The organism is Salsipaludibacter albus, assembly GCF_019798055.1.
Taxonomy (GTDB): Bacteria; Actinomycetota; Nitriliruptoria; order Nitriliruptorales; family Nitriliruptoraceae; genus Salsipaludibacter; species Salsipaludibacter albus.
The window spans coordinates 1-22,042 of sequence record NZ_JAHOPH010000038.1 but is presented as its reverse complement, the minus strand read 5'-3'; the positions used below and the strand labels follow the sequence as shown (position 1 = coordinate 22,042).

The following is a 22,042-nucleotide window of genomic DNA, read 5'->3' as shown; positions in this document are numbered from 1 at the left end:
CGGGGAACCATCGGGCGCTGGGCGGCGTCCCACCCGGTGCGTGGACCTGACGGGGAGGTGGGACATGGTGGGGCGAGTCCTGGTAGTGGCGACGTTCATCCTGGTGGCCGGCTGTGCGACGCCGGCCGACACGTCGGGTGGGGGAGGTGATCCGACCGCCAGCCCGTCCGAGGGTCCTGTCGCCGGCATCGAACGCCCGCCGGACGACCAGTTCGCCAACACGGTCGCGGACGCAGACGCACCCGTGGAGCAGGCGTTCGCCGGACGGGTCGTCGCGGTCGACGACGGGGGACCGGCGCCATGGGTCACCTTCGCGGTGGACCGGTGGTTCACCGATGACCTGGGCCAGTCCATCGGGCTGTGGGCGCCCGGGTTCGACGGCGAGGTGGAATCCGACTGGCTGATCGCGGCCACGCGCTACCACGCGGGCGACGGGCCGGCCGGTGACGTCCTCGTGGATGCCAGTGCGCCCCGCGACGACGACACGTTCGCGGCGTGGGAGGAGGACTGGGGAGGTTCGATCGCACCCGGTGGCGATCTCGCCGAGGCGAGCGCGGACCCCGAGGTGCTGGCCGAACTGGACGATGCCCGTGCTCGCTGGGAGGCCACCGAGCCACCGCAGTGGACCGCGACCATCGCCTGGTCCGAGCGCGACACCGTGTACGGGCAGTGCGGCGCTGGGCCGGTCCGGGTCGTCGTCGTTGACGGGGCGGTCACCGAGGCGGTCGACCTCGACGCCGACTGCGACGTCGACGACCCGCCCACGATCACGGCCGTGTTCGACCGGGCCGAGGAGGTCGCCGGCGCCTTCGAGGAGCCGCCGGCGTTCCACGACGAGTACGGCTTCCCGACCTGGCTGTCGGCCTGGGATCGCAGCGTCCAGGTCGAGCTGGGCGTGTCGGACTTCGTCCCGGTCGCACGACCACTGGGCGACGCTCCTCCCGATGAGGCCCTCGCAGAGGCCCGGGCTCGCTGGGACGCCGCCGGGATCGACGACTACACGATGGTGGTCGACCCCCAGTGCTTCTGCGGGTTCTACGGCGAGGTGGAGGTCGAGGTCGTGGACGGCGAGGTCGTCGAGGTGCGACCGTCGGAGCCGGAGGTCAGCGCGGACGACTACCAGGGGATCGACCTGACGGTCGAGGGGATCTTCGCGGACATCGACGACACCATCGCCACTGGCATGGCCGCCGTCGCCTACGACCCCGACCTCGGGTACCCGACGTCGGCGGACCTGGACCCGATGCCCGACGCCGTCGACGACGAGATCACCTACCTCGTGACGTCCCTGGAGCCGACGTCGACCGAATGACGTGCCCAGGCGCGTCGACCGGCATCGGCTCGTGGACGTGTTCGCACGCGACGCGTCTCACCCGGCGTCGGCCGTTGCCGGCAGGACGGTCTCGGTGACGTAGTCCACGAACTCGTCGGGTTGCTCCCACAGGGGTCGGTGGCCGGACGTGTCGAACGTGGTGAGGTCCCGGGTCGGGGCCTCGACCAGCGGGTACCAGTCGTCGAACAGCTCGGCGCGTCCGCGGGCCTCGTGGGCACCCTGCACGAAGAACATCGGGACCTCGAAGCTGGTCGCGGTCTCGCGGAAGTCGACCTCCTGCAACTGCGGGTACAGGACGCTGTAGGTGTCGACGAACCCTGCCAGCAGGTGCAGCTTGTCCAGCAGGGTGTACTCCTCGACCAGGAAGTTCTCCGACCACGCGCCCACGCCCTCCGAGTTCTGGCTGTGGTCGTAGGGCTGGACGTCGACGTTGGACAGGACCTGCTCGTAGTGCAGCATGTCGTCGTACGGCGGCGGACCGATGGCGACCAGGTGCTCGGCCAGTCCGGTCCGGCCGGTCGCGCGGGCCCACGCCAGCGTGTCCGCGTACATCAGCCGGTCGGTCTCGCGCTGGCTGACCATCTGGCCCGTCCCGACGAAGCCGCTGAAGCGCTCCGGCGCCTGCTGGATCGCGAGCACGCCCAACGTCGTGCCCCACGACTGCCCGGCCAACAGGATGCGGTCCTGGCCGAAGCGCTCGCGCAGGTGGTCGGTGACCGCGATCGTGTCCGCGACGACGCGGTCGACGGTCAGCGTGTCGGTCGGGTCGAGCGCGTCGTAGGACGTGCCCGTGCCACGCTGGTCCCACGTGACGACGGTGACGTGCTCCTCCAGCCCCGGCAGGTGACGCCGCATCGCGCCCAGCTCGGAGCCACCCGGCCCGCCGGCCAGGAACAGCATCACGGGGTTGTCCACGTCGTGGCCACGGATCATCAGCCCCAGGTCGCGGCCGTCGACCTCGACGGTGGTCAACTCGGCGATGCTGCCGGCCACCACGAGGCCGTCGGTGCCGGTGATCGGGGCGGTGCGGGCCGGGACGGCCAGGCCGGCGACCAGCGCGAGCAGGGCGAGCCCGGCCAGCGTCGCGCCCACCCGGCCGGCCGTGACACGCCGCGAGCCCACAGCGGCGCTCGATCGGCGGGCCAATCCGGCACCCATGGCCGCACCGAGCGCCATCGGGAACAGCGACAGCAGTCCGTGGACCACCCGCCCGGACACCAGCGCGAACAGTCCGTAGAGGCTCGTGCGGATCGCGTCGACGGACGGCCCGACCACGCCGATGCGGGCCAGCTCGACCACGAGCGCGAAGGCCACCGGTGCCGCCAGCATCGCCCACCGAGAGCGCCACGCCCATCCCGCCAGCGCCCCCACGGCCAGGCTGACCGCGATCGACACGAGCGCCTCCGACGTGGTCTGGGGTCCACGCGGTGTCCACGTGGCCACGACCAGCGCCCAGCCGACGACGGCGAGCACGCCCGACGTCCACCGGACGGCCTCACCCTGCAGCCACCTGCGCGCCCGCCTGGGCGTCAGGTGCTTGGCGTCGGACGACGGCGCTTGGCGCTCGGTGGTGGAACCCACCGGCGCGGTCGGCGGGGCTTCGCCCCGGGTGTTCGCAGGCGCCGGGCTGGCCATGGCGATCCCTTCCCTCGTGATCCGGGCGGCACGCAACCGCCAGGCCTTCGATCGTCGCGCACGCGAGCGTCCGCGGACAGGGGAGACCGGCTCTGTGAGGGTGGGACCGTCAGTCGCCCGTCGGGGGCCGAGGGCCCTACCCGACGAGGGTGCGGTCGAGGAAGGAGAGGATGTCGGCAATGACCTCGTCGCGGTTCGTCTCGTTGAGGATCTCGTGGCGGGCGCCGTCGTAGAGCGTCACCTCCACGTCCTCCAGCCCGGCCTCCCGGTAGCGCTCGCCCAGCGCCTCGACCGCCGGTCCACCCTGCGCGAGCGGGTCGTGCGAACCTGACACGACCAGGATCGGCAGGTCGCTGCGGATGCCGGCGATCCGGTCGGGATCGGCGGCCGCGGCCAGCGTGTCGATGTCGGCCAGCGGTGGCGCGTCCCAGCCGCAGGCCGGGTCTGCCACGTAGGCGTCGACCTCGGCCTCGTCGCGACTCAGCCACTCGAACCCGGTGCGGTGCTCGAACGGCTCGTTGAACATGCTGAGGTCGGCCGGCTCGTCGGAATCCAGGACAGCGACGAGCCAGCCAACCTCGGTGCTGCCCGACAGGACCACGGCGTCGACCTCGTCGTGATGGTCCAGCAGGTACTGCTGGGTCGCGAACGAGCCCATGCTGTGGGCGACCAACCCCACCGGCAGGTCGGGCTCGTCCTCGCGGATCCGGGCGTTCAGGCGTGCCACGTCGTCGACCCACCCGAGCCAGCCGTCCTCGCCCCACCCGCCGTAGCCGTCCCCGTCCCGGGCGCTGCGACCGGACCCGCGGGCGTCGGCGGCGTAGACGAGGTAGCCGGCGTCGGTGAGGGCCTCGGCGAACCGTCGGTAGCGCGCGGCGTGTTCGGCCAGGCCGTGCTGGACCTGGACCACGGCCTTCGCGGGTCCCTCCGGGGACCACACGTAGGTGTGCAGGTCCTGTCCGTCGCGGGTGGTGATGGTGGTGGTCGACTCGTCCACGGCGTGTTCCTCCGGGTCCGGTGGCGGTGGCCGCCACGACCGTAGGCCCGGCCACGTCGGACGTCCGGCCGTCCGGCGACCACCTCGACCCCCGATGCCACTGCGTTCCTACGCCGCTGCCGGAAGGTCGTCCTGGAGCAAGGTGGCGTGCAGGTGGGCTCCGGCGAGGTTGCCCTGCGCCATCGATGCCACGACCTGGGCCATCGGGTCGGTCACGTTGCCGGCGACGCGGACCTGCGGGGCCGTCGTGGTCCCGCCCATCCCGGACGGGACGTGCTGGCCGAACCCGGACGGGTGGTCGACCGGTTCCAGCCCCAGCTGGCCCACGAGCTCCACGTCGATCGCGAAGCGTGGTGCGACGACCAGTGCGCCGAGGTCGATCGTGGCCCCGTCGGCGGTGCGCACCCCGGCCAGGCCGCTGTCGTCGCCGAGGACCTCGACCACCTCCCCGTCCTGGACCTTCACGCCGGCGGCGACGAGGCGGGCGACGAGGTCCTCGTCGAGGTCCGCGCCCCGGTGTCGCAGGAGCACCAGTTCGTCGGCGAGGTGGTGGAACAGCATCGCCTGGTGAGTCGCGGCGCCGTTCGTCGCCAGGACGCCGATGCGACGCCCCGACACCTCGTGGCCATGGCAGAACGGGCAGTGCACGACGTCGCGACCCCAGTGGTCGGCCAGCCCCGCGACGTCGGGCAGGCGGTCGACCAGTCCGGTCGTGAGCACCACCCGGCGCGTGCGCACCTCGGCGGCCGCCTCGAGCGCGAGCACCACGCCGTCGTCGACCAGGTCCGCGCCGACCACGCGATCCCGGACGATCCTGCCGCCGTAGCGCTCGACGTCCGCGCGCCCCAGGGCCAGCAGTTCGGCCGGTGACGTCCCCTCCCGGGTGGGGAACGAGTGCACGCCCTCGGCCGTGGCGTTGCGGGGCCGGCCTGCGTCGACGACCACGACCTGGCGATCCGACCGGGCGAGCACCAACGCCGACGCGAGTCCGGCCGGTCCGCCGCCGATGACGACGACCTCCGGGTCGTCCACGTGCTGTCCGTCGATGTTCATGGGGGAGTCCCTTCTCGTGATCGGCGACCAGCATCCCCGGGACGGTTCCAATGAGCAAGTCGGATTGCTGAAATGGCAAACACTTCGTAGGATGGGTGCACGAGGACGGACGAGGACCGGGGATCGCGTGGTTGACAGGCAGTTGGACGAGCGCGTCCGTGACCGGCTCCGCCAGCTGCGCGCCGACCGTGGGCTGACGCTCCGGGACGTGGCCGAGGCGGCGGCGATGGACGTCTCGACCCTCAGCCGGCTGGAATCCGGCAAGCGACGTCTCGCCGTCGACCACCTGCCCGGCCTGGCCAGCGCCCTGGGCGTGACCGTCGACGAGTTGCTCGGCCCCACGGTGCGGCCCGACCCGCGCGTGCGTCGCCCCGCGATCGAGCGCGACGGCCTGACGATGTGGCCGCTGACCCACCAGGGCCCGGGCACCGCCCTGACCGCCTACCGAACCCGCATCGACGCCGGGCGTGACACCCCGCCGGACCCGCTCCCGGTCCACGACGGACGCGACTGGTTCTACGTGCTGGACGGCCGGATGCGCCTGGTCCTCGGGGACGACGACTTCACGATCGAGCCGGGGGAGGCCGTCGAGTTCTCGACCCTGACCCCGCACTGGTTCGGCACGATCGACGGCCCGGTCGAGATCATCATGATCCTGGGGGCCAACGGCGACCAGGTGCACTGGCTCGACGACGAGTGAGAACGGGTGAGCCCGCGACCGTCGTCACTTGCACCACTGGTAGTCGAACACCGCCCACCTGTCGTCGGATCGCCGCTCGGCGACGAGCTCCCCGACGGTCTCGCCGGACTCGGCCACGATCACGAAGACCTTTCGCTCCTCGCCCGACTCCACCAGGACGCGCTCGCCCGCTGGCGCCTCCGACGGCTGCTCGGCCGCAGCCTCCTCCGGGCTGTCGAAGGCGTACTCCTCGATCCAGTCGCTGTGCTCGCCGAACACGCCGTCGGGGCAGGCGTCGCGGTCGAAGGCGGGATCCTGCGCCGTGGTCTCGGCGACGGTCGCCAACGGAGTGGACCCCGGCGACGCGCAGCCCGATGTGACCAGCAACCCCGGGCCGAGCACCGCGACGATGCCCATGACGCGTGCGATCCTCGATGCCCCCATGTCGTCTCCTCCACCAGGGGTCGATCGTTGGACGCCGCGACGGGCCCGTTGGTTGCCCAGTCAGTCGGGGGCGTTCTCGGACGCGATCAGGTCGTGGCCGTGGCGGAGGAAGGCCACGGCGGTGGCGAACGGATCGTCGCTGGCCAGCAACTCGTCGTGACCCAGCGACGCGCCGTCGAACGCCGGGTCGTCGAACCACTCCCGCGCCGAGACGTCCCCCCACGGTGCCACGTAGAGGTAGGGCTCCGGGTGGTCGGCATCGCCGGGCGATGCCCCGTAGCTGGCGCGCCGTCCGTACTCCTCCGAGCCCACCTCGACGGCCGGGTCGAAGTGCTCGGGCCACAGCTGGACCGTGGACGGATCGACCGCACCCGCGGTGGCCCGCAACTCCTCCAGGACCGCCGTCCCGAAGGCGAACCATGTCGCCAGGACCGCGGCCGCCTCGGCGTCCATGGTCAGCGCCTCGTCCGGGTCGCGCGGCGGAAGCGGATCGTGGAAGTCGTCGAACCAGGTTTCGCGGTAGGGCATCTCGAGGAAGTCGCACGCATCGCGGACCGAGCCGGGCCGGGTCCGACGCTCCTCGTCCTCGGTCTCGACGACCAGTTCGACGCCCTCGATCCGTACGAGCGTCGGTTTGCCCTCGTCGTCGAACCACGAGGTGGTGAACCCGCCGGGCGCAGCGGTCAGGCCGAGCCTGCCGACGGCCGCGTGGCGACGGGGCGCCAGGACGAAGAACGCCAGCTGGTGCAGGGCGTCACGGGTGTCGGCCAGCCCGTCGGGCAGGGCGACCAGGCGTACCTCGGGCGAGTCGCTCATGGTGTGTCCTCCAGGCCGAAGTGGCGGCGTGCCTCGTCCTCGGTCAGCCGTTTGCCGTAGACCTCCGTGCCGGGCTCGAAGCCCGCGCCCGTGGCGAGGTCGCCGGTGACGACCGGGGTGAACAGGGAGTCCCGGACCAGTTGCTCGGCGATCGCCACGGCGGCGGGGTCGTCCCCGGCGACGAACACGACGGCACCCGTGCCCTCGCCGTCGTCGATGTGCTGGCGCATCACGTTGGCGGCCATCATGTTGAAGGCCTTGACGACGTCGGAGTCGGGCAGCCGCGCGGCGATCGCCCCCGCCTGGGTCGTCCCGTCGAGGTCGATCTCGCCGTCGCGCCCCGGGTAGTAGTTCCCGGCGGCGACGACCACCTTGCCCGCGACCAGGTCGGGGTCGAGCCCGAGCGACGTCGCGAACGGCAGTGCGTCCAGCACCACGTCGGCATCGGCCACGGCGGTCGCGGGATCGGCCGCGGACGCGTTGGGTCCGGCCTCGGCGACCAGGTCGTCGAGCTGTTCGGGATGGCGCGAGCTGAACACCACCTCGTGGCCGGCGCGGGCCCACAGGATCCCGAGGTTGCCCCCGATGTTGCCGGCCCCGAGTGTCGCGATCCGCATGTGGTGGCTCCTTGTCGTCTGGTGGCTGAACCCCCCCACGCCCGTCGGTTGTTCCCGAGCCGGGCCGGTCCACCTCCAGGTGCCGGTGGGGCAGGTGCTCAAGCGGCGTCGAGCACGACGCAGGTGAGCTCGTGCTTGTTCTGGTCGAGGTGGAACACGCGGGCGTTCGGCAGGGCGGCGAACCGGGCCGTGACGTCGTGGTCGGTGACGCCCTGGAACTTGATCGTGCAGACGAGGTTGTGGACCAGTCCGGACTCGAGCCAACGCGTCGCGAGGTCCAGCAGCCGGTCGGGGTAGGCGACGATGTCGCTGCACCACCAGTCGACCGGCCCGACGTCCTCGGGCGCCAGGGCGAACGCCGAGCCCTCCTGCCAGGTCACGTTGGGCAGTGCGGCCACCCGGGGTTCCAGCGGTGCCTTGTCGACCGCGACGACCTCGCCGGCGGTGCGGGCCAGCAGCCAGGTCCAGCCGCCCGGTGCCGCGCCGAGGTCGAGGCAGCGGTCGTCGCGTCCGGGCTGGCGTCGCAGGCGCGCGAAGACCTCCCACAGCTTGAGGTAGGCGCGGCTCGGGGGACCCTCGCGGTCCTCGACGAAGGTGGGCTCGCCGTTGGGGAAGGGGTTGGAGCACCGGGTGGCGGCCAGCACGAGGTCACGGTCGAGCAGGGTCCACGACCCCAGCGGGGCGTCCGGGGCGACCTCGCCGAGCTCGAGCGGGTGAGCGGCGACGTGGGGGAGCTTGTCCTGGACGAGTTCGGCGCGGCCCCGGTGGACCGGCGCGTACAGGGCCCAGTTGCGCTGCCGGTGACGCAGTTCGCGGGCGGCGTCGCCGATCGAGCTCACCGGGATGCGCTCGGCGTCCCACCAGGTGTTGGCCGCCCAGGCCGCGTGCACGGGCGGGCCCTCGGCGATCCGCAGCCGGCCATGGGTGTCGACGACGGCTGCGCCGAGGCGTCCGAGCTCCTCGTCGAGCTGGTCCTCGTACCCGCGTGCGGCGAGGTAGGCGGTCGTCATGGGGCTCGCAGGCATGTCGGCGGACGGCGAACCGACCAGCGTAGGGACCGCCGCGGCGTCAGGACCGACGCCGCTCGACCGGTGGCGTGGTTCTCCACAGGTGCACCAGTTCGCTGCCCTGCCGGAATGCGCCAGCGGCAAGGCTTGGTGCACCCCCGGAACAGAGGTGTACATGAATCCCGAGCACACGTGGCTGATCTTCGGACTCGAGGCGGCAGGCTGGCTGACGATCCTGTTCGTCGTCTTCGCGACCTTCCTGGTCGGCCCGGCCATGCTGGCCGTCCTCCCGACGTCGCTGATCCTGCTGGCGATGGCGCGGCTCATCGCCGGGCAGCGACGCCACGCCAACCGGCTGGAGCGCTCGCTCGACGCGATGCGCGACGACCTCCGAACCTCCTTGGACCGCCAGACGTCATGATGGCTGAAGCCATGTCGACGGTTGGTACCGTTGTGGTACCAGAGACGAACCGAGGTGCCGACGTGGCGATGAACCTCCGCCTGACCGAGCAACAGGACGAGGCGCTGACGGCCCTTGCCGAGGCCGAGGGCGTGTCGAAGAACGAGGCGGTCGTCAGGGCGATCCTGGATCGGTCGGCCCGCCTCGTCAGGAGTGACGAGATCCGGTCGTTGGCTCGCGAGACCATCGCGGAGTACGACGACCTGCTCCGCCGGCTGGGGGAGTGACCAACGACCTCGTTCCTCTCGACCTCGCCGACGCACTGGCCATCGCCGAGTTGCTCGGCGTCCCGGACGTGCGCGACATCGGACTCCTCGACGCGGCCCTGCACCGTCCGGTGGCGACGGCCTTCGGACGCGACGCCTATCCGACCCTCGTCGCCAAGGCCGCCGCACTGTTCGACTCGCTCCTGCGCAACCATCCCCTGGTCGACGGGAACAAGCGCCTGGCCTGGACCGCCACCGTCGTGTTCCTGCGCCTGAACGGAGCCGAGCTCGCCCGCCCCGACGACGACACCGCATTCGCCTTCGTGATGGCGGCCGCCGCCGGCCATCTCGACCTGGAGGCCATCATCGCCACCTGGGAATCCTGGCTGGACTGACGGACCCGCGTCGGGACGGCCCGTCAGGGACGGTCGCCGGGCTCCTGGTCACTGCCCAGGTGCCGGCGACGCTCCTCCGTCGTGAGCGCACGACCCAGGCGTCCACGTGCGATGTCCTCCAGCTCGGTGGGGTCCAGGGTGAGCACGTGGGTCGCGATGCCCAGTTCCGTCACGGCGATCCAGGGCCGGCTGGGGTGGAACCTGACCCGCTGCAATCGGCCCCAACCGGTGAAGTGGTGCTGCAGCTCCCCGCTGGCCACGTCCCACAGGCGAAGGTCCCCGTCCCATCCCGCCGTGGCCAGGGTGTCGCCGTCCGGACTGTGGGTCACGTCCTGCACCCAACCGCTGTGGCCCACGAGACGATGGTGGACCTCGTCGACGCACGGATCCCAGACGATCGTCTCGCCCGTCGACGAGACGGCCAGCGTGCCGTCGTCGGGGTGGAACGACAGGTTGTGGGCCACCACGGGCAGGGATGCAACGTGGAGGCCGGCGCGCCAGTCCCACACCTGCGCGCCACCGGCACCGTCTCGTGCCTCCCCCGTCGGCCAGAGCGTGGCTGCCAGCAGTCGGCCATCCGGACTGAGTGCCACCGCCTCGACGGCCACGTCCTCGGGCAAGTCGATGATTCGACAGGTGCCCCCGGACCGGTCCATCACCTCGAGATGTCCGCCGGCTCCGACGGCCACAACGTCCCCGTCGAGACTGGGTGAGACGTCCCCGATCGACCAGGCGCCGGGCAGCTCGCGAGTGTGTCGCGGCAGGCAACGGCGTGTGTCCCACACCATGAGCGTCCCCATCTCGCCCGCAGTCACGACGTCGCGTCCGTCCGGCGTGAACTCGATGTTCTCCACGATCGGTTCGTTGCCGATGTGCGACTGGCGATCCGTCACCCGGAACCGGCCGACCGTCTTCCAGTCCTCGACCGTCCGGACCTCCACACACCCGCCGGTCGTGGCGAACGCCAGTCGATCACCGGAGGGAGACCAAGCGACGGCGCCGCCGCAGTTCGTATCATTCACGATCCGGGCCACCTCACCACCGGCTGCCGGGGCGAGGTCCCAACGTTGCAGGTCCCGGCCAGATCGTTGGCCGAGCACGACGTCCGACGAGTTCGGCACGGCGGTGGCGGTCCGGTCGAGCGCGTGCCGGTCCAGGCGGCGTGAGATGTCGGGGAGCGTGGGTCGGGCACGGGGTTCCGGCTCGTCGCGCGCCAGCGTCCGCAGGTGGTGGCCGACCACGACCAACTGTTGCCCCGACGTGGTCCAGCACATCGTCGGCACCTTGACGGCGACGTGCAACCCGCGCAGCCGGGCGAGGTCACCGGCGTCGTGGACGGACGCGCCGAAGTCGTGGGCAACTCCCAGCCTCTCGCCGTCGACGGAATGGGCGATCTTGTGGATGCGGGGGACCATCCGATGCTCCGCCACAGGGGCCCACGTGGTCGTGTCCAGCAGGACGAGGCGCGCATGCGCCGGGCCCGTCACCACGGCGAGCCGCGCGCCGTCGGGGGAGAAGTCGACCTGGCGATCTTCCTGGAACGCCTCGTGGGAACGCCTGGCGATCACCTGTGCGCCCTCGTGGACCAGGGTCCCGGTGTGGCTGTCATGGACGAGCAGCTGCCGGCGGTCCGACCGGAACCACAGACCGGCGACCAGTCGGGCGTCCGGGCTGACCGCCACGCTGCCCACCCGCCCGTCGGGCGCGTCGAGCACGGCCACCACGTCCCACGAGTCGGTGTCCAGCATGGTCACCCGCCCGTGTCGGTCACCGACCACCAGACGCTGGCCGTCGGGAGTGGCGTCGACCTGTGGGACTCCGTCCAGCTCGACGGCACGGACCAGGCGGAGTCGGCGACCGGTGCCGACGTCGTGCACGGCCAGGTGGTGATCGGATCCACCCGGGGCGGTGTCCAGCGTCAGCAGCCGGTCCCCGGGCAGGATGGTCAGCAGCGGGGCGCAGTCCGCCAGCCTGTCCACGAGATGGTGGGCGGCCAAGGCATGGTGGAGGACCCGCAGCCAGCGGGGGCGAAGTTCGGGCACCTCGTGTCGGAAGTCGTCACCCACCTCGAGCGCGAGGAGCAAGGCCAGTTCCGGGTCCCGGTCAGCGCTTGCTTCTGCGGCGGTGAGCGCAGCACCGACGCGGAGACTCCGCTCGGCTCGACGGCGCAGTTCGCGCTCGTGACGTCGACGGGTCGCACGTCGTTTCCGAGTTGCCTCGCGCGCCGCAATCGATGCGGTCAGGAGTGCGCGTGCGTCACGTCCCAGCTCGAGGTCGAGGGCACCCGTCTCGACCTCCCGGAGCAGGTCGAGGGCGTCCTCGAGGCGACGCCCGGTGAGCAGCGAATCGCGATCTCGTCCGGTCGACGTCCACAGTCGTGTCGCCGCGGTCAGCCGTCGGGCGAGCACCAGTTGTCCGCGCTGGCGATCGACCCATCGGCCCAGGCGTGGCCACCCGCCGATCAGGGCCTCGTGCGCGAGTTGCACGGTGGCCTGCCCGCCTCCGCCCGCGTCCCCAGAGGTCAACAGCCGCGCATCGACCAGGTGCCCGACGACGCGGGCGACGCGGCCGGTGTCACCCGTCGCCTCCAGGTCCGACGTCGTGGTCGGGCGGCCGGCATCCGCGGTGCCGTCTCCGGGCTGGACGCAGGACAGCACGACGCGTCGCGCCACCGGTCGGTCGTGGTCGTCCAGGCGCGCCCACGTCTCCTCTGCGTGTCGTCCCAGTGCTCCGCCGACCCCGCCGAGGCGCTCGTACGCCCGCGCCGTCAGGACGGTCCCGACCCGTGTCCGCCAGAGTTCCGACAGGACGTGCTGGAGCAGGGGAAGACTCCCTGGTTGGTGGGCCGCGTCGACCAGCAGGCGTCCGAGCAGGCCGCCCTCCAGCGTGGCGCCCGCGGCCCTGACCGGTCCGGTGACCGCCGCCTCGAGCCCGTCTCCTGCGAGCGGCGCCAGGACGTGGGTGGAACGCGAGAGGAACCGGGCCAGGTTCACCTGCCCAGCGGCGTGCTCGTAGAAGTCTGCCCGCAGCGTCAGCACGGGAACGACGCGTGATCCGGAACGTCCGACGGGTGCCAGCAATGCCGACAGGAAGGCGTCCGCTTCGTTTCGGTGAGCCAGGGTGAACAGTTCCTCTGCCTGGTCGACGACGACCAGCGTCGGGCGGTCGTCCTCCAGTGCCGCGAGGACATGGGACGGATCCTGGGGGGCGAGACGTTCCGTGTCGCCCGACCCGTTCGCCAACGCCTCGGCCAGGCGCGAGACCGGAGTCCGTCCCGGCGTGATGCAGACCACCCGCCAGGTGTCCGCGTCGGGGACTGCTCCTGCTGCGAGCGCTTGCAGGAGTCCGGCGCGAACCACGGAGGACTTCCCGGTCCCGGAGGCTCCCACCACTATGACGCCGCGATTGGCGGCGAGCAGGTCGACCAGGTGCTGCACGTCCGAGTCTCGGCCGAAGAAGAGGTCGGCCTCGGCCCGGTCGAAGGGCCGCAGTCCGACGAAGGGCTCGCGCCGATCATGCCGCTGCGCAGATGCTGGTCGGTACGGGGACCGCCCGGTCGCCTGGCGACGGCGAACGGCGTGCGCACCGTCCACGCCCGCAGCGCGCCGTCCCGGCGTGCGGCCACGCAGGATCGTCGAGTGCAGCTCCCGCGTCGCGGGGGAGGGCTCGGCGCCCAGTTCGTCGGCCAGGAGGCGACGGCACTCGGCGAACACGGCGAGCGCCGTTGCCGTGTTGCCGACGTCGGCCTCTATCTGCATCGCGAGTCGCCATGCGTCCTCGCGGAGCGGGGCGAGCACGGTCGCCTCGGCGGCCGCGGACCGGGCCTCCTCCACGAGCCCTCGGACACGGCGACACCGTGCCACCAGCAGGAGACTGTCGAGATGGCTGTTGGCTGTCCTCGACCGCAGGCGCTCGACCCATTCGCCGTCCACGCCGGGCAGGACCGGTCGGCAGGCGATCGCCCGCGCGGCGCTGGCCGCGCCCTGGGAGGCCTCGACGGCGCCGTCCGCCCAGAGCCGCTGCGCCCGTGCGAGGTGGCTGGCGGCACGTTCGACGTCGACCACCATGTCCGGCAGGTCGACCGAGTAGCGACCAGCCACGTGTCGGATGGCCTCGTGCTCCACGCCGACGTCCGCGAGCAGCCCCCGGACCCGACTCACCAGGCTGCGCAGCGCCGACTGCCAGTGGCGGGGCACGCGTCCCGTCCACACCTCGTCCGCCAGGTGCTCGACCGGGATCGGATCGTCGCGTCCGAGCAACAGCCGGGCGGTCACCAGTCGGAGCTGGCGACCGGCGAAGGCGTCGTCGTCCAGCCTGTCCCGGCCGCCACGCAAGCGCATGGCGCCCGCCACGTCGAACTCCACCGGCACGATGGCCCCTGCCTCTCCCCGCCCAAGGAACCCTAACAACCGTCCAACACGCGGGTCGGACGTGGGTGCACCGGGCGCTGCGGCGCCGTTCCTGCCTGAACTTGCGCTCGCCTCGCGCCCGTCAGGCACCGTCGCGGAGCCCGGACATCCCCGGGCACACGTCCATTGCGAGAGGAACGACGATGACACTGCGACGATTCGGACTGCTGCTGGTGGCTGTCCTGTTGGTCGGGCTGACGCCCTTGGCGGCCTCGGCCGGAGCGAGCCAGTGGGTCGAGACGGATGCGGGCACCTACTACCACGACGACGGGGTGGTGCTGATGGTCGGCTCCCTCGAGGCCTTCTGCACACGCGGTTCGTCGCCCGCGGACCTGCATCTCGTCGAGACCGACGGGGACCGCACGCACCTGCAGCACCACGTCGAGGGCGTCGTCGAGCTGTACGACGCCCCTGACGGCCCGTCCAGCCTGTTCGACACCTGGTGTCCCGTCATCGCCGACGGCGGGGTGGGGCCGACACCGCTGATGTCGGGATCGGGTTCGTCGGACCTCTTCGTGACGTTGACGCCAGACCTCGTGGCCCCGACCTCCAAGGTCGAACGCGCCCACACCCGCGCCACGCTGGTCGATGCCGACGGGGAGGTTCATCGTGTGCATGGGTGGTATAGGACCGTGGCCGACTTCACGACGGGCCAGGAGGAGGTCCTGTCGGAGTGGATCAGGCTGGGCTGACGGACCCGCGTCGGGACGGCCCGGTCGCCACTCGCGTGGTAGACGTGGTGTAAGGAGGACGCCGGGCCGGCCCGCACCATCTCGGTCGGCGTCCCCAGGTGGGGTCACGCACACAACGATGGAGACCACGTCATGAAGCCACGTCGACTGCTCGCGCTCGTCGCTGCCCTGCTCCTGCCAGTCACGGCGGCCCAGGCCGCACCACCCGATGACACCACGATCGACCTGCCGGCCGGCTTCGCGGGGGAGGGGATCACGATCGGCGCGGGCAACACCTTCTACGCCGGATCACTCGCGGACGGCCGGATCGCGATCGGTGACCTCGCCGGCGGCACCTCCGAGGTCTGGGTCGACGACCCGGCGATCGCCCCGGCCGTCGGCCTGGACGCCGACCTGGCCAACGGCCTGCTGTGGGTCGCCGGCGGACCGTCCGGCCAGGCCGCGGCCTACGACCTCGACACCGGCGACGCCGTCGCGACGCTGACCCTCACCACCACCGAGGGGGCGTTCGTCAACGACGTCGTGGCCACGCGCGACGCGGCGTACTTCACCAACAGTGCCGCCCCCGAGTTGTACCGCGTCCCCGTGTCGGGCGGCGAGGTCGGCGAGCCCGAAACCATCCCGCTGTCGGGCCCGGCCGGGGACTACGTCGAGGGCTTCAACCTCAACGGGATCACCGCCACGGCCGACGGATCGACGCTGGTCGCGGTCAACAGCACCACGGGGCAGCTGTTCACGATCGATCCCGACACCGGTGACAGCGCGCTGATCGACCTGGGCGGCGACACGGTCGTCACCGGCGACGGCATCGCCCTGCAGGGACGCTGGCTGTACGTCCTCCAGAACGGCACCGCGCCCGATGTCGACAACCAGGTCGCGGTCATCCGGCTGTCGGGCGACCTGTCGTCGGGGGACCTGCGCTCCACGGTGACCAGCCCGCTGTTCGAGACGGCGACCACGCTGGACCTTCGGGGCAACCTCATCGCCGCGGTCAACGCGCAGTTCGCCGGCTCACCGATCGACCCCGAGGCCGAGGTCGTCCTGCTGCGCACGAACTGACGGCCGCCAGCCGAGGAGGGTCACATGCGCCGCTTCGTCGACCTCAACCACGTCGTCCGTGACGGCATGGTCACCTACCCCGGCCTGCCGACACCGACGGTCGAGGTGCACCTGTCACGTGACCGGGCGGAGCAGGTGTACGGCCAGGACGTCACGTTCGAGATCGGCGTCGTGACGCTGTGCACCAACACCGGCACCTACCTCGACACGCCGTACCACCGTTTCGCCGACGGCCACGACCTCGCCGGGCTCGCGCTCGAACGGGTCGTGGACGTCCCGGCCATCTGCCTCGACCGGCGTGGCCGGCGCGCGATCGAGGTCACCAGCGACGACCTGTTCGGTGCGGACGGCCACGCCGTGCTCGTCCGCACCGGCCACGATCGCCACTTCGGCACCGACGCCTACGCCGCCGACGCCCCGTTCCTGACCTCCGCCTCGGTCGACGCGCTGGTCGCCGCCGGCGTCGCCGTCGTCGGGATCGACTCGCTCAACATCGACGACGTCGACGATCTCGCCCGTCCCGTCCACACCGGCCTGCTGGCGGCGGGCATCCCGATCGTCGAGCACCTCACCGGGCTCGGCCAGCTCCCCCCGTCCGGCTTCACGTTCACGGCCGTCCCGCCGAAGATCGCCGGCGCCGGGACCTTCACGGTGCGTGCGTTCGCCACCCTCGCGGACCTCGCGGCCAGCGACTGACGAGGAAGCGCCCCCACCTGGCTCGAACGAGCCCCCACGGGTGGCCGTTGACAGGATCACTTACACGTATAAGTTCACCACCGTCCATCCCTCGAGAGGACTGGTGGCGTGGCGGCGAAACGACCGACGATCCGCGACATCGCCTCAGCAGTCGGCGTGTCGTCGGCCGCGGTGTCCTATGCGCTCAACGACCGCCCCGGCGTGTCCGAGGAGACGCGCAGGCGCGTCCGCCAGGCCGCGACCGACCTGGGCTGGGTGCCCAACCGGGCCGCCCGAGCCCTGGTGTCGCAGCAGTCGTCCCTGGTTGGCCTCGTCCTGCGGCGGCGACCGGAGACGCTCGCCGCCGACCCGTTCTTCGCCCCCCTGCTCGCCGGGATCGAGCAGGTGCTGGCCGGTCACGGCCGGTCACTGGTCCTGCGCGTGGTCGACGACGAGGCGGAGCGTGATGCCTACCACGAGATGGTGAAGGCCGGGATCGCGGGCTTCGTGCTGACCGACCTGCGCGTCGACGATCCACGGGGGTCGTGGCTGCGAGACCTGGCCAGTCCCGCCGTCGCCCTCGGACGCCCGGACCAGGCCGCAGGGCTCCCCGCCGTCGAGCTCGACGACCGTGCCGCGATCGCGGACAGCGTCGACCACCTCGTCGCGCTCGGCCACGCGCGCATCGCCCACGTCACGGGGATCCCCGGGATGGTGCACACCGACTCGCGCATCGAGGCCTTCCGGTCCGCCATGACCCGGTGTGGCCTGGACCCCGGCCTGGTCGAGGTCGGCGACTTCACGGCCGACGGGGGTGCGGGCGCGACCAAGCGGCTGTTCTCCACCGGTCGCCCGGAGCCCACGGCGATCGTCTACGCCAACGACCTCATGGCGATGGCCGGGCTCGCGGCGCTCGACCGGATGGGCCGGTCGGTTCCCGGCGACGTCTCGATCACCGGCTTCGACGACGTCCCGCTGGCCGCGTACGCCTCACCACCCCTGACGACCGTCACCTCCGACGCCCTCGGGTGGGGACGAGCCGCCGCTCGTCTGCTCCTCGAGATCGTCGACGGCGACGACGTCACCGACCTCACGCTCCCACCTTCCCGGCTCGTCCTGCGTGGAAGCACCGGCCCACCACCCGACGGGCCCTGACCCGCCGCACCCCCTCCAACCTCGCCGCGTGGTGCACCCCCGCCACCACGCGACGCCGACCGACACGAGGAACACCCATGCGGACCCGAACAGCACGACTCGTCGCGGTGACCGCCGTCACCGCGCTCGCCCTCACGGCCTGCAGCGTCGGTGGTGGTGGCGAGGAACCTGGCGACGGTGACACCGGCGCCGCCGACGACACCGGTGCCGCGACCGGTGGCTCTGAGACGGCCGGCGGTGGTGGCGGTGGTGGCTCCACCGGCCCGATCGACATCTGGTACTCGAACAACCCCGAGGAGATCGAGTGGGCCGAGCAGGTCATCGAGGCGTGGAACGGCGACAACCCCGACCAGGAGGTGTCCGCGCAGGAGCTCCCGGCTGGTGACTCCTCCGAGGAGGTCATCCGCGCGGCCATCACGGCGGGCAACGCCCCCTGCCTCGTCTACAACACCGCGCCGGCCGCCGTGCCGTCGTTCCAGGAACAGCAGGGACTGGTCGCCCTGTCGGAGTTCGAGGACGGTGCGTCCTTCGTGGAGGAGCGCGTCGGCGACCTCGCCGCCCAGTACGCGTCCACCGACGGCGACTTCTACCAGATCCCGTGGAAGGCCAACCCGGTGATGCTGCTGTACAACAAGGCCCTCTTCGAGCAGGCCGGCCTGGACCCCGAGGATCCGCCGCTGGGCACCTACGACGAGTTCCTCGAGACCTCCCGCACCCTGGTCGAGAACTCCGACGCCGAGGCGGCCATCTACCCCTCGCCCAGTGCAGAGTTCTTCCAGCCCTGGTTCGACTACTACCCCTGGTTCGCGGCCGAGTCCGGCGGTGACCAGCTGGTCGTCGACGGCGAGCCGCAGGTCGCGACCGAGGCCTCGGTCGCCGTCGGCGAGGTGTGGCGCACCATCTACGACGAGGGCCTGGCACCACGCGAGGCCGCCCAGGGTGACTCGTTCGCCGACGGCATCAGCGCGATGAACTCGGCCGGGCCGTGGGCCGTGGCGGTCTACGCCGACCTCGACTGGGGCGTCGTCCCACCCCCGACGTCGTCGGGCACCGACGAGTCCTGGACCTTCTCCGACGCCAAGTCGGTCGGGCTGTACACCGCCTGCGAGAACCGCCAGACGGCGTGGGACTTCGCGAAGTTCTCGATGTCGGAGGACAACGACCGGCTGCTGCTGGAGACCACCGGCCAGCTCCCGCTGCGCACCGGCGTCACGGAGATCTACGCCGACTGGTTCGAGGAGAACCCGGACTACCAGCCCTTCGCCGACCAGCTCGAGCGGATCGTGGAGGTGCCGGTCGTGCCCAGCTCGATCGAGGTGTGGCAGACCTTCCGCGATGCCTGGTCCTCCAGCGTCATCTTCGGCGAGGAGGACGTGCAGCCGGCGTTCGAACAGGCCAACACCGCCATCGGTGACCTGATCGCCGAGGGCTGATCGATGACGACCGCCGACGCCGCCACCGGCGGCACCGACACGCGCCGCCCCTGGTGGCGGCGCGTGTTCGGCAAGCATCCGATCGGGTACCTGTTCGCGGGCCCGTACGTCCTCTTCTGGCTCGCGCTGTTCGCCTGGCCGCTGTACCTCGCCGTCTACATGTCCTTCCGGGACTGGTTCTTCGCCGCACCCGGCGCCGTCGTCGACCGGCCCTTCGTCGGGCTGGCGAACTACACCGACGTCCTGTCCGACCCGGCCGTGCACCGCGCCGCGCTCAACGTCGCGATCTTCATCCTCATCAACGTCCCACTGACCGTCATCGTGTCGTTGGTGCTGGCCGCGGCCCTCAACCAGGTCCTGCCGCTGCGGGGGTTCTTCCGCACCGCCTACTACGTCCCGTACGTCACCGCCAGCGTCGCGATGATCGCGGTGTGGCTGTTCCTGTTCTCCAATGGTGGCATGGTCAACCAGGTCCTCGGGCCGCTGGCACCGGACCCGTCGTGGCTGGTCAACCGGTACTGGGCGATGCCGATGATCGCGCTGTTCGCGACCTGGAAGCAGCTCGGGTTCTACGTGCTGCTGTACCTGGCGGCGATGCAGGGGATCTCCGAGACCCTCTACGAGGCGGCGGAGGTCGACGGGGCCGGTCCCCTGCGCAAGTTCTGGTCGGTGACCGTGCCGGGCGTGCGCTCGGCGACGGCCCTGGTCGTCGTGCTGGCCACGATCGTCGGCGCCAACTTCTTCACCGAGCCCTACCTGCTGACCGGCGGGGGAGGGCCCAACGGCGCCTCGGTCTCGCCGGTGCTGCTGATGTACCGGGCCGGCATCGAGCAGGGTGACGCCGGCTGGGCTGCCGCCCTGGGCGTCATGCTCGCCGTCGTGGTGATGGCGCTGTCGGCCGTCAACCGGTTCTTCCTGGAGGATCGCGAATGAGTGACACCACCGACACCCCGGCCACGGTCGACGACGACGCCGCCGACCCGGCCGGCACCGCCGGCCGTACGGAACGCTGGACGCCCGGACGCATCGGGAGCTTCGCCCTGCTGGCGATCGGTGCGGTCGTCTTCCTGTTCCCCTTCTGGTACATGGTGGTCGGCTCGCTGCAGACCGAGCCGAACACGACCGTCGCCGGGGCGTTCCCGTCACCCGGCAACCTCACGTTCGCCAACTACGCCGACATCGACTCCCGGGTCGACCTCGTCCAGACGCTCATCAACTCGTCGATCTTCACCGGCGGGGTGATCGTCCTGACGCTCGTCCTGGGGCTGTTGGCCGGCTACGCCCTGGCCGTGCTGGACTTTCGTGGACGCGGCGCGGTGTTCACCATCGTGCTGCTCAGCCTGGTGCTGCCCTTCCAGCTGCTGATGATCCCCTTGTACGTCCTGCTGGTGCGCACCTACGGCCTGGCCGACTCCTACCTCGGGATGATCCTGCCGTTCGCGGTCAACGCCACGGCGGTGTTCATCTTCCGGCAGTTCTTCCGATCCCTGCCCGAGGAGATGTTCGAGGCGGCCCGCATCGACGGGGCCAGCGAGCTGCAGATCCTGACCCGGATCGCCATGCCGATGGCCAAGCCCGCCATCCTGACGGCCGTCCTGGTGACCTTCATCGGACCGTGGAACGAGTTCCTGTGGCCGTTCCTGATCACCAAGGACCAGTCGATGCAGCCGCTGGCGGTCGCGCTGGCCAACTACATCACCAACATCGCCGGCCGGGCCGCCAACCCGTTCGGGGCGATCCTGGCGGGCGCGACCGTGCTCGCCCTGCCGGCGGTGGCCCTGTTCCTGGCCTTCCAGCGGCACTTCCTGTCCACCGACGTCGGTTCCGGCTTCAAGGGCTGAGCCGGTCCGCCAGTCACCCGAGTGCAAGGACGCCCAGCCGATGCCGACCTACACGATGGAGCGCCGCGGGGTCCTTATGGAGGGCCAGGCCGGCGAGCCGAACGAGGCCTGGGGGGTGCTCAACCCCGCCAGCCTGCGCGACCGTGACGGTCAGCTCCTGCTCCTGCCGCGGCTGGTGGCAGAGGGCAACGTGTCCCGGGTCGGGCTGTGCCGCGTGCTGACCGACGACGACGGCGACCCGGCCGGGGTCGAGCGACTCGGGGTCGTCCTCGAACCTGACGAGGTGTGGGAGCAGCACGGCCACGGCGGTGGGGTGGAGGACCCGCGGGTCACCTTCGTGGAGGCGCTCGACGTGTACGTGATGGCCTACACCGCCTTCGGTCCGCTCGGCCCGCGACCGGCCGTGGCGGTGTCGGACGACGGGCACGACTGGCAACGGCTCGGCATGGTCCGCCATCGCTACGAGCCCGACGCCGTGGCCGCCGACCTCAACCTCTACATCAACAAGGACGGCGTGTTCTTCCCGGAGCCGGTCCCGGGACCCGACGGCACGCCGTCACTGGCCTACCTCCACCGTCCGACGTGGGACCTGACCGGGATCGCCCGAGAGCCCTACGACGCGACCCCGCCGGGGGTGACCGACCCGCGCCCGAGCATCTGGGTGTCCTACGTCCCGGTGGACGACGTGCGCCGGGACGTCGCCGCACTGACCGACCTGGGTGGCCATCGCGAGGTCGCCACGCCGGAGCACCCGTGGGAGGAGGCCAAGATCGGGGGCGGCACGCCCCCCGTGCGGACCCGGCATGGCTGGATGGCCGTGCACCACGGCGTCGCCGGCCGGATCGAGCCCGGCACCGAACTGCAGCAGCACGTCCGCTACTGCGCGGGCGTCATGGTCCACGACCCCGAGGACGTCTCACGGCTGACCTTCCGGTCCGCCGAGCCGGTGCTCGAACCGGCCACGCCACAGGAGCGTGACGGCATCGTGCCCAACGTCGTCTTCCCGACCGCGATCGACGTCCGTGGTGAGGATGCCGCGGACGTGTTCTACGGCATGGCCGACAGCCGCATCGGCTGGGCCCGCCTGACCTGGTCCGACTGACCCGACCCGGCCCCCCACCCCCCCATGCCTGACC

At 71.5% G+C, this 22,042-nt stretch carries 21 protein-coding genes; 13 read left to right on the top strand and 8 right to left on the bottom strand.

The features are described from left to right. The first annotated feature begins 64 nt into the window (after positions 1-64). The gene (locus tag KR546_RS16720) at positions 65-1,312 is read left to right on the top strand and encodes a DUF6174 domain-containing protein (protein ID WP_238445864.1); all 1,248 of its coding nucleotides are present in this window, start codon (positions 65-67) and stop codon (positions 1,310-1,312) included. A gap of 57 nt (positions 1,313-1,369) precedes the next feature. On the opposite strand, the gene KR546_RS19825 is transcribed toward KR546_RS16720, so the two are convergent. From KR546_RS19825 to KR546_RS16705, 3 genes are all read right to left on the bottom strand, one after another. Beyond that, positions 1,370-2,806, bottom strand: coding sequence for an alpha/beta fold hydrolase (locus KR546_RS19825; protein WP_238445863.1), 1,437 nt, complete (start codon positions 2,804-2,806; stop codon positions 1,370-1,372). Between the two features lie 298 nt (positions 2,807-3,104). Next, complete coding sequence (locus tag KR546_RS16710; protein WP_238445862.1) at positions 3,105-3,965, bottom strand: alpha/beta hydrolase; 861 nt, start codon at positions 3,963-3,965, stop codon at positions 3,105-3,107. Positions 3,966-4,073: 108 nt separating this feature from the next. Then, complete coding sequence (locus KR546_RS16705; protein ID WP_238445861.1) at positions 4,074-5,018, bottom strand: NAD(P)/FAD-dependent oxidoreductase; 945 nt, start codon at positions 5,016-5,018, stop codon at positions 4,074-4,076. A 127-nt stretch (positions 5,019-5,145) separates the two neighbouring features. Here KR546_RS16705 and KR546_RS16700 point away from each other — a divergent pair, with 127 nt between their 5' ends. Next, positions 5,146-5,718: a helix-turn-helix domain-containing protein gene (locus KR546_RS16700; RefSeq protein WP_238445860.1), complete on the top strand. Its 573-nt coding sequence runs from the start codon at positions 5,146-5,148 to the stop codon at positions 5,716-5,718. Positions 5,719-5,742: 24 nt separating this feature from the next. Here the strand turns inward: KR546_RS16700 and KR546_RS16695 are convergent, their stop codons facing one another. From KR546_RS16695 to KR546_RS16680, 4 genes are all read right to left on the bottom strand, one after another. Continuing rightward, a complete protein-coding gene (locus KR546_RS16695; RefSeq protein WP_238445859.1) occupies positions 5,743-6,141 on the bottom strand; it encodes a hypothetical protein in 399 nt (132 codons plus the stop codon). 60 nt (positions 6,142-6,201) lie between these two features. Next, the gene (locus KR546_RS16690) at positions 6,202-6,957 is read right to left on the bottom strand and encodes a hypothetical protein (RefSeq protein ID WP_238445858.1); all 756 of its coding nucleotides are present in this window, start codon (positions 6,955-6,957) and stop codon (positions 6,202-6,204) included. Then, positions 6,954-7,574, bottom strand: a complete 621-nt coding sequence (locus KR546_RS16685) for an NADPH-dependent F420 reductase (protein ID WP_238445857.1) — start codon at positions 7,572-7,574, stop codon at positions 6,954-6,956. The genes KR546_RS16690 and KR546_RS16685 overlap by 4 nt, the downstream gene beginning before the upstream one ends. A gap of 98 nt (positions 7,575-7,672) precedes the next feature. Further along, positions 7,673-8,599, bottom strand: a complete 927-nt coding sequence (locus KR546_RS16680) for an SAM-dependent methyltransferase (protein WP_238445856.1) — start codon at positions 8,597-8,599, stop codon at positions 7,673-7,675. Positions 8,600-8,756: 157 nt separating this feature from the next. Here KR546_RS16680 and KR546_RS16675 point away from each other — a divergent pair, with 157 nt between their 5' ends. The 3 genes from KR546_RS16675 (at position 8,757) to KR546_RS16665 (ending at position 9,642) form a co-directional block, all read left to right on the top strand. Beyond that, entirely contained in the window at positions 8,757-9,002 is a 246-nt protein-coding gene (locus tag KR546_RS16675) for a hypothetical protein (RefSeq protein WP_238445855.1), read from the top strand. Positions 9,003-9,070: 68 nt separating this feature from the next. Next, positions 9,071-9,268 carry a ribbon-helix-helix protein, CopG family gene (locus KR546_RS16670; protein ID WP_420804261.1) on the top strand — a complete coding sequence of 66 codons (198 nt, stop codon included), beginning with the start codon at positions 9,071-9,073 and terminating at the stop codon, positions 9,266-9,268. Then, positions 9,265-9,642 carry a type II toxin-antitoxin system death-on-curing family toxin gene (locus tag KR546_RS16665; RefSeq protein WP_238445853.1) on the top strand — a complete coding sequence of 126 codons (378 nt, stop codon included), beginning with the start codon at positions 9,265-9,267 and terminating at the stop codon, positions 9,640-9,642. The genes KR546_RS16670 and KR546_RS16665 overlap by 4 nt, the downstream gene beginning before the upstream one ends. 23 nt (positions 9,643-9,665) lie before the next feature. Here KR546_RS16665 and KR546_RS16660 read toward each other — a convergent pair whose 3' ends face one another. After that, entirely contained in the window at positions 9,666-14,012 is a 4,347-nt protein-coding gene (locus KR546_RS16660) for an nSTAND1 domain-containing NTPase (protein ID WP_238445852.1), read from the bottom strand. A 182-nt stretch (positions 14,013-14,194) separates the two neighbouring features. Between KR546_RS16660 and KR546_RS16655 the strand changes: the two genes are divergently transcribed. From KR546_RS16655 to KR546_RS16620, 8 genes are all read left to right on the top strand, one after another. Further along, on the top strand, positions 14,195-14,743 hold the full coding sequence (locus KR546_RS16655; protein ID WP_238445851.1) for a hypothetical protein: 549 nt from the start codon (positions 14,195-14,197) through the stop codon (positions 14,741-14,743). Between the two features lie 132 nt (positions 14,744-14,875). Beyond that, positions 14,876-15,802, top strand: a complete 927-nt coding sequence (locus tag KR546_RS16650; protein ID WP_238445850.1) for an SMP-30/gluconolactonase/LRE family protein — start codon at positions 14,876-14,878, stop codon at positions 15,800-15,802. 24 nt (positions 15,803-15,826) lie between these two features. Further along, the gene (locus KR546_RS16645; protein ID WP_238445849.1) at positions 15,827-16,498 is read left to right on the top strand and encodes a cyclase family protein; all 672 of its coding nucleotides are present in this window, start codon (positions 15,827-15,829) and stop codon (positions 16,496-16,498) included. Between the two features lie 108 nt (positions 16,499-16,606). Next, positions 16,607-17,632: a LacI family DNA-binding transcriptional regulator gene (locus KR546_RS16640; RefSeq protein WP_238445848.1), complete on the top strand. Its 1,026-nt coding sequence runs from the start codon at positions 16,607-16,609 to the stop codon at positions 17,630-17,632. A gap of 77 nt (positions 17,633-17,709) precedes the next feature. Continuing rightward, positions 17,710-19,065: a sugar ABC transporter substrate-binding protein gene (locus KR546_RS16635; RefSeq protein ID WP_238445847.1), complete on the top strand. Its 1,356-nt coding sequence runs from the start codon at positions 17,710-17,712 to the stop codon at positions 19,063-19,065. Between the two features lie 3 nt (positions 19,066-19,068). Further along, positions 19,069-19,998 carry a carbohydrate ABC transporter permease gene (locus tag KR546_RS16630; RefSeq protein ID WP_238445846.1) on the top strand — a complete coding sequence of 310 codons (930 nt, stop codon included), beginning with the start codon at positions 19,069-19,071 and terminating at the stop codon, positions 19,996-19,998. After that, on the top strand, positions 19,995-20,906 hold the full coding sequence (locus KR546_RS16625) for a carbohydrate ABC transporter permease (protein WP_238445845.1): 912 nt from the start codon (positions 19,995-19,997) through the stop codon (positions 20,904-20,906). The genes KR546_RS16630 and KR546_RS16625 overlap by 4 nt, the downstream gene beginning before the upstream one ends. A 40-nt stretch (positions 20,907-20,946) precedes the next feature. Beyond that, a complete protein-coding gene (locus KR546_RS16620; protein WP_238445844.1) occupies positions 20,947-22,008 on the top strand; it encodes a glycoside hydrolase family 130 protein in 1,062 nt (353 codons plus the stop codon). Positions 22,009-22,042: the final 34 nt, after the last annotated feature.

Excerpts from the sequence above, each read along its gene's own strand:
- KR546_RS16675 (WP_238445855.1), top strand. The coding sequence starts at position 8,757 with ATGAATCCCGAGCACACGTGGCTGATCTTCGGACTCGAGGCGGCAGGC.
- KR546_RS16670 (WP_420804261.1), top strand. The coding sequence starts at position 9,071 with ATGAACCTCCGCCTGACCGAGCAACAGGACGAGGCGCTGACGGCCCTT.
- KR546_RS16680 (WP_238445856.1), bottom strand. The coding sequence starts at position 8,599 with ATGCCTGCGAGCCCCATGACGACCGCCTACCTCGCCGCACGCGGGTAC.
- KR546_RS16650 (WP_238445850.1), top strand. The coding sequence starts at position 14,876 with ATGAAGCCACGTCGACTGCTCGCGCTCGTCGCTGCCCTGCTCCTGCCA.
- KR546_RS16685 (WP_238445857.1), bottom strand. The coding sequence starts at position 7,574 with ATGCGGATCGCGACACTCGGGGCCGGCAACATCGGGGGCAACCTCGGG.
- KR546_RS16635 (WP_238445847.1), top strand. The coding sequence starts at position 17,710 with ATGCGGACCCGAACAGCACGACTCGTCGCGGTGACCGCCGTCACCGCG.
- KR546_RS16690 (WP_238445858.1), bottom strand. The coding sequence starts at position 6,957 with ATGAGCGACTCGCCCGAGGTACGCCTGGTCGCCCTGCCCGACGGGCTG.
- KR546_RS16705 (WP_238445861.1), bottom strand. The coding sequence starts at position 5,018 with ATGAACATCGACGGACAGCACGTGGACGACCCGGAGGTCGTCGTCATC.
- KR546_RS16645 (WP_238445849.1), top strand. The coding sequence starts at position 15,827 with ATGCGCCGCTTCGTCGACCTCAACCACGTCGTCCGTGACGGCATGGTC.
- KR546_RS16625 (WP_238445845.1), top strand. The coding sequence starts at position 19,995 with ATGAGTGACACCACCGACACCCCGGCCACGGTCGACGACGACGCCGCC.
- KR546_RS16630 (WP_238445846.1), top strand. The coding sequence starts at position 19,069 with ATGACGACCGCCGACGCCGCCACCGGCGGCACCGACACGCGCCGCCCC.
- KR546_RS16695 (WP_238445859.1), bottom strand. The coding sequence starts at position 6,141 with ATGGGGGCATCGAGGATCGCACGCGTCATGGGCATCGTCGCGGTGCTC.
- KR546_RS16655 (WP_238445851.1), top strand. The coding sequence starts at position 14,195 with ATGACACTGCGACGATTCGGACTGCTGCTGGTGGCTGTCCTGTTGGTC.
- KR546_RS16620 (WP_238445844.1), top strand. The coding sequence starts at position 20,947 with ATGCCGACCTACACGATGGAGCGCCGCGGGGTCCTTATGGAGGGCCAG.
- KR546_RS16720 (WP_238445864.1), top strand. The coding sequence starts at position 65 with ATGGTGGGGCGAGTCCTGGTAGTGGCGACGTTCATCCTGGTGGCCGGC.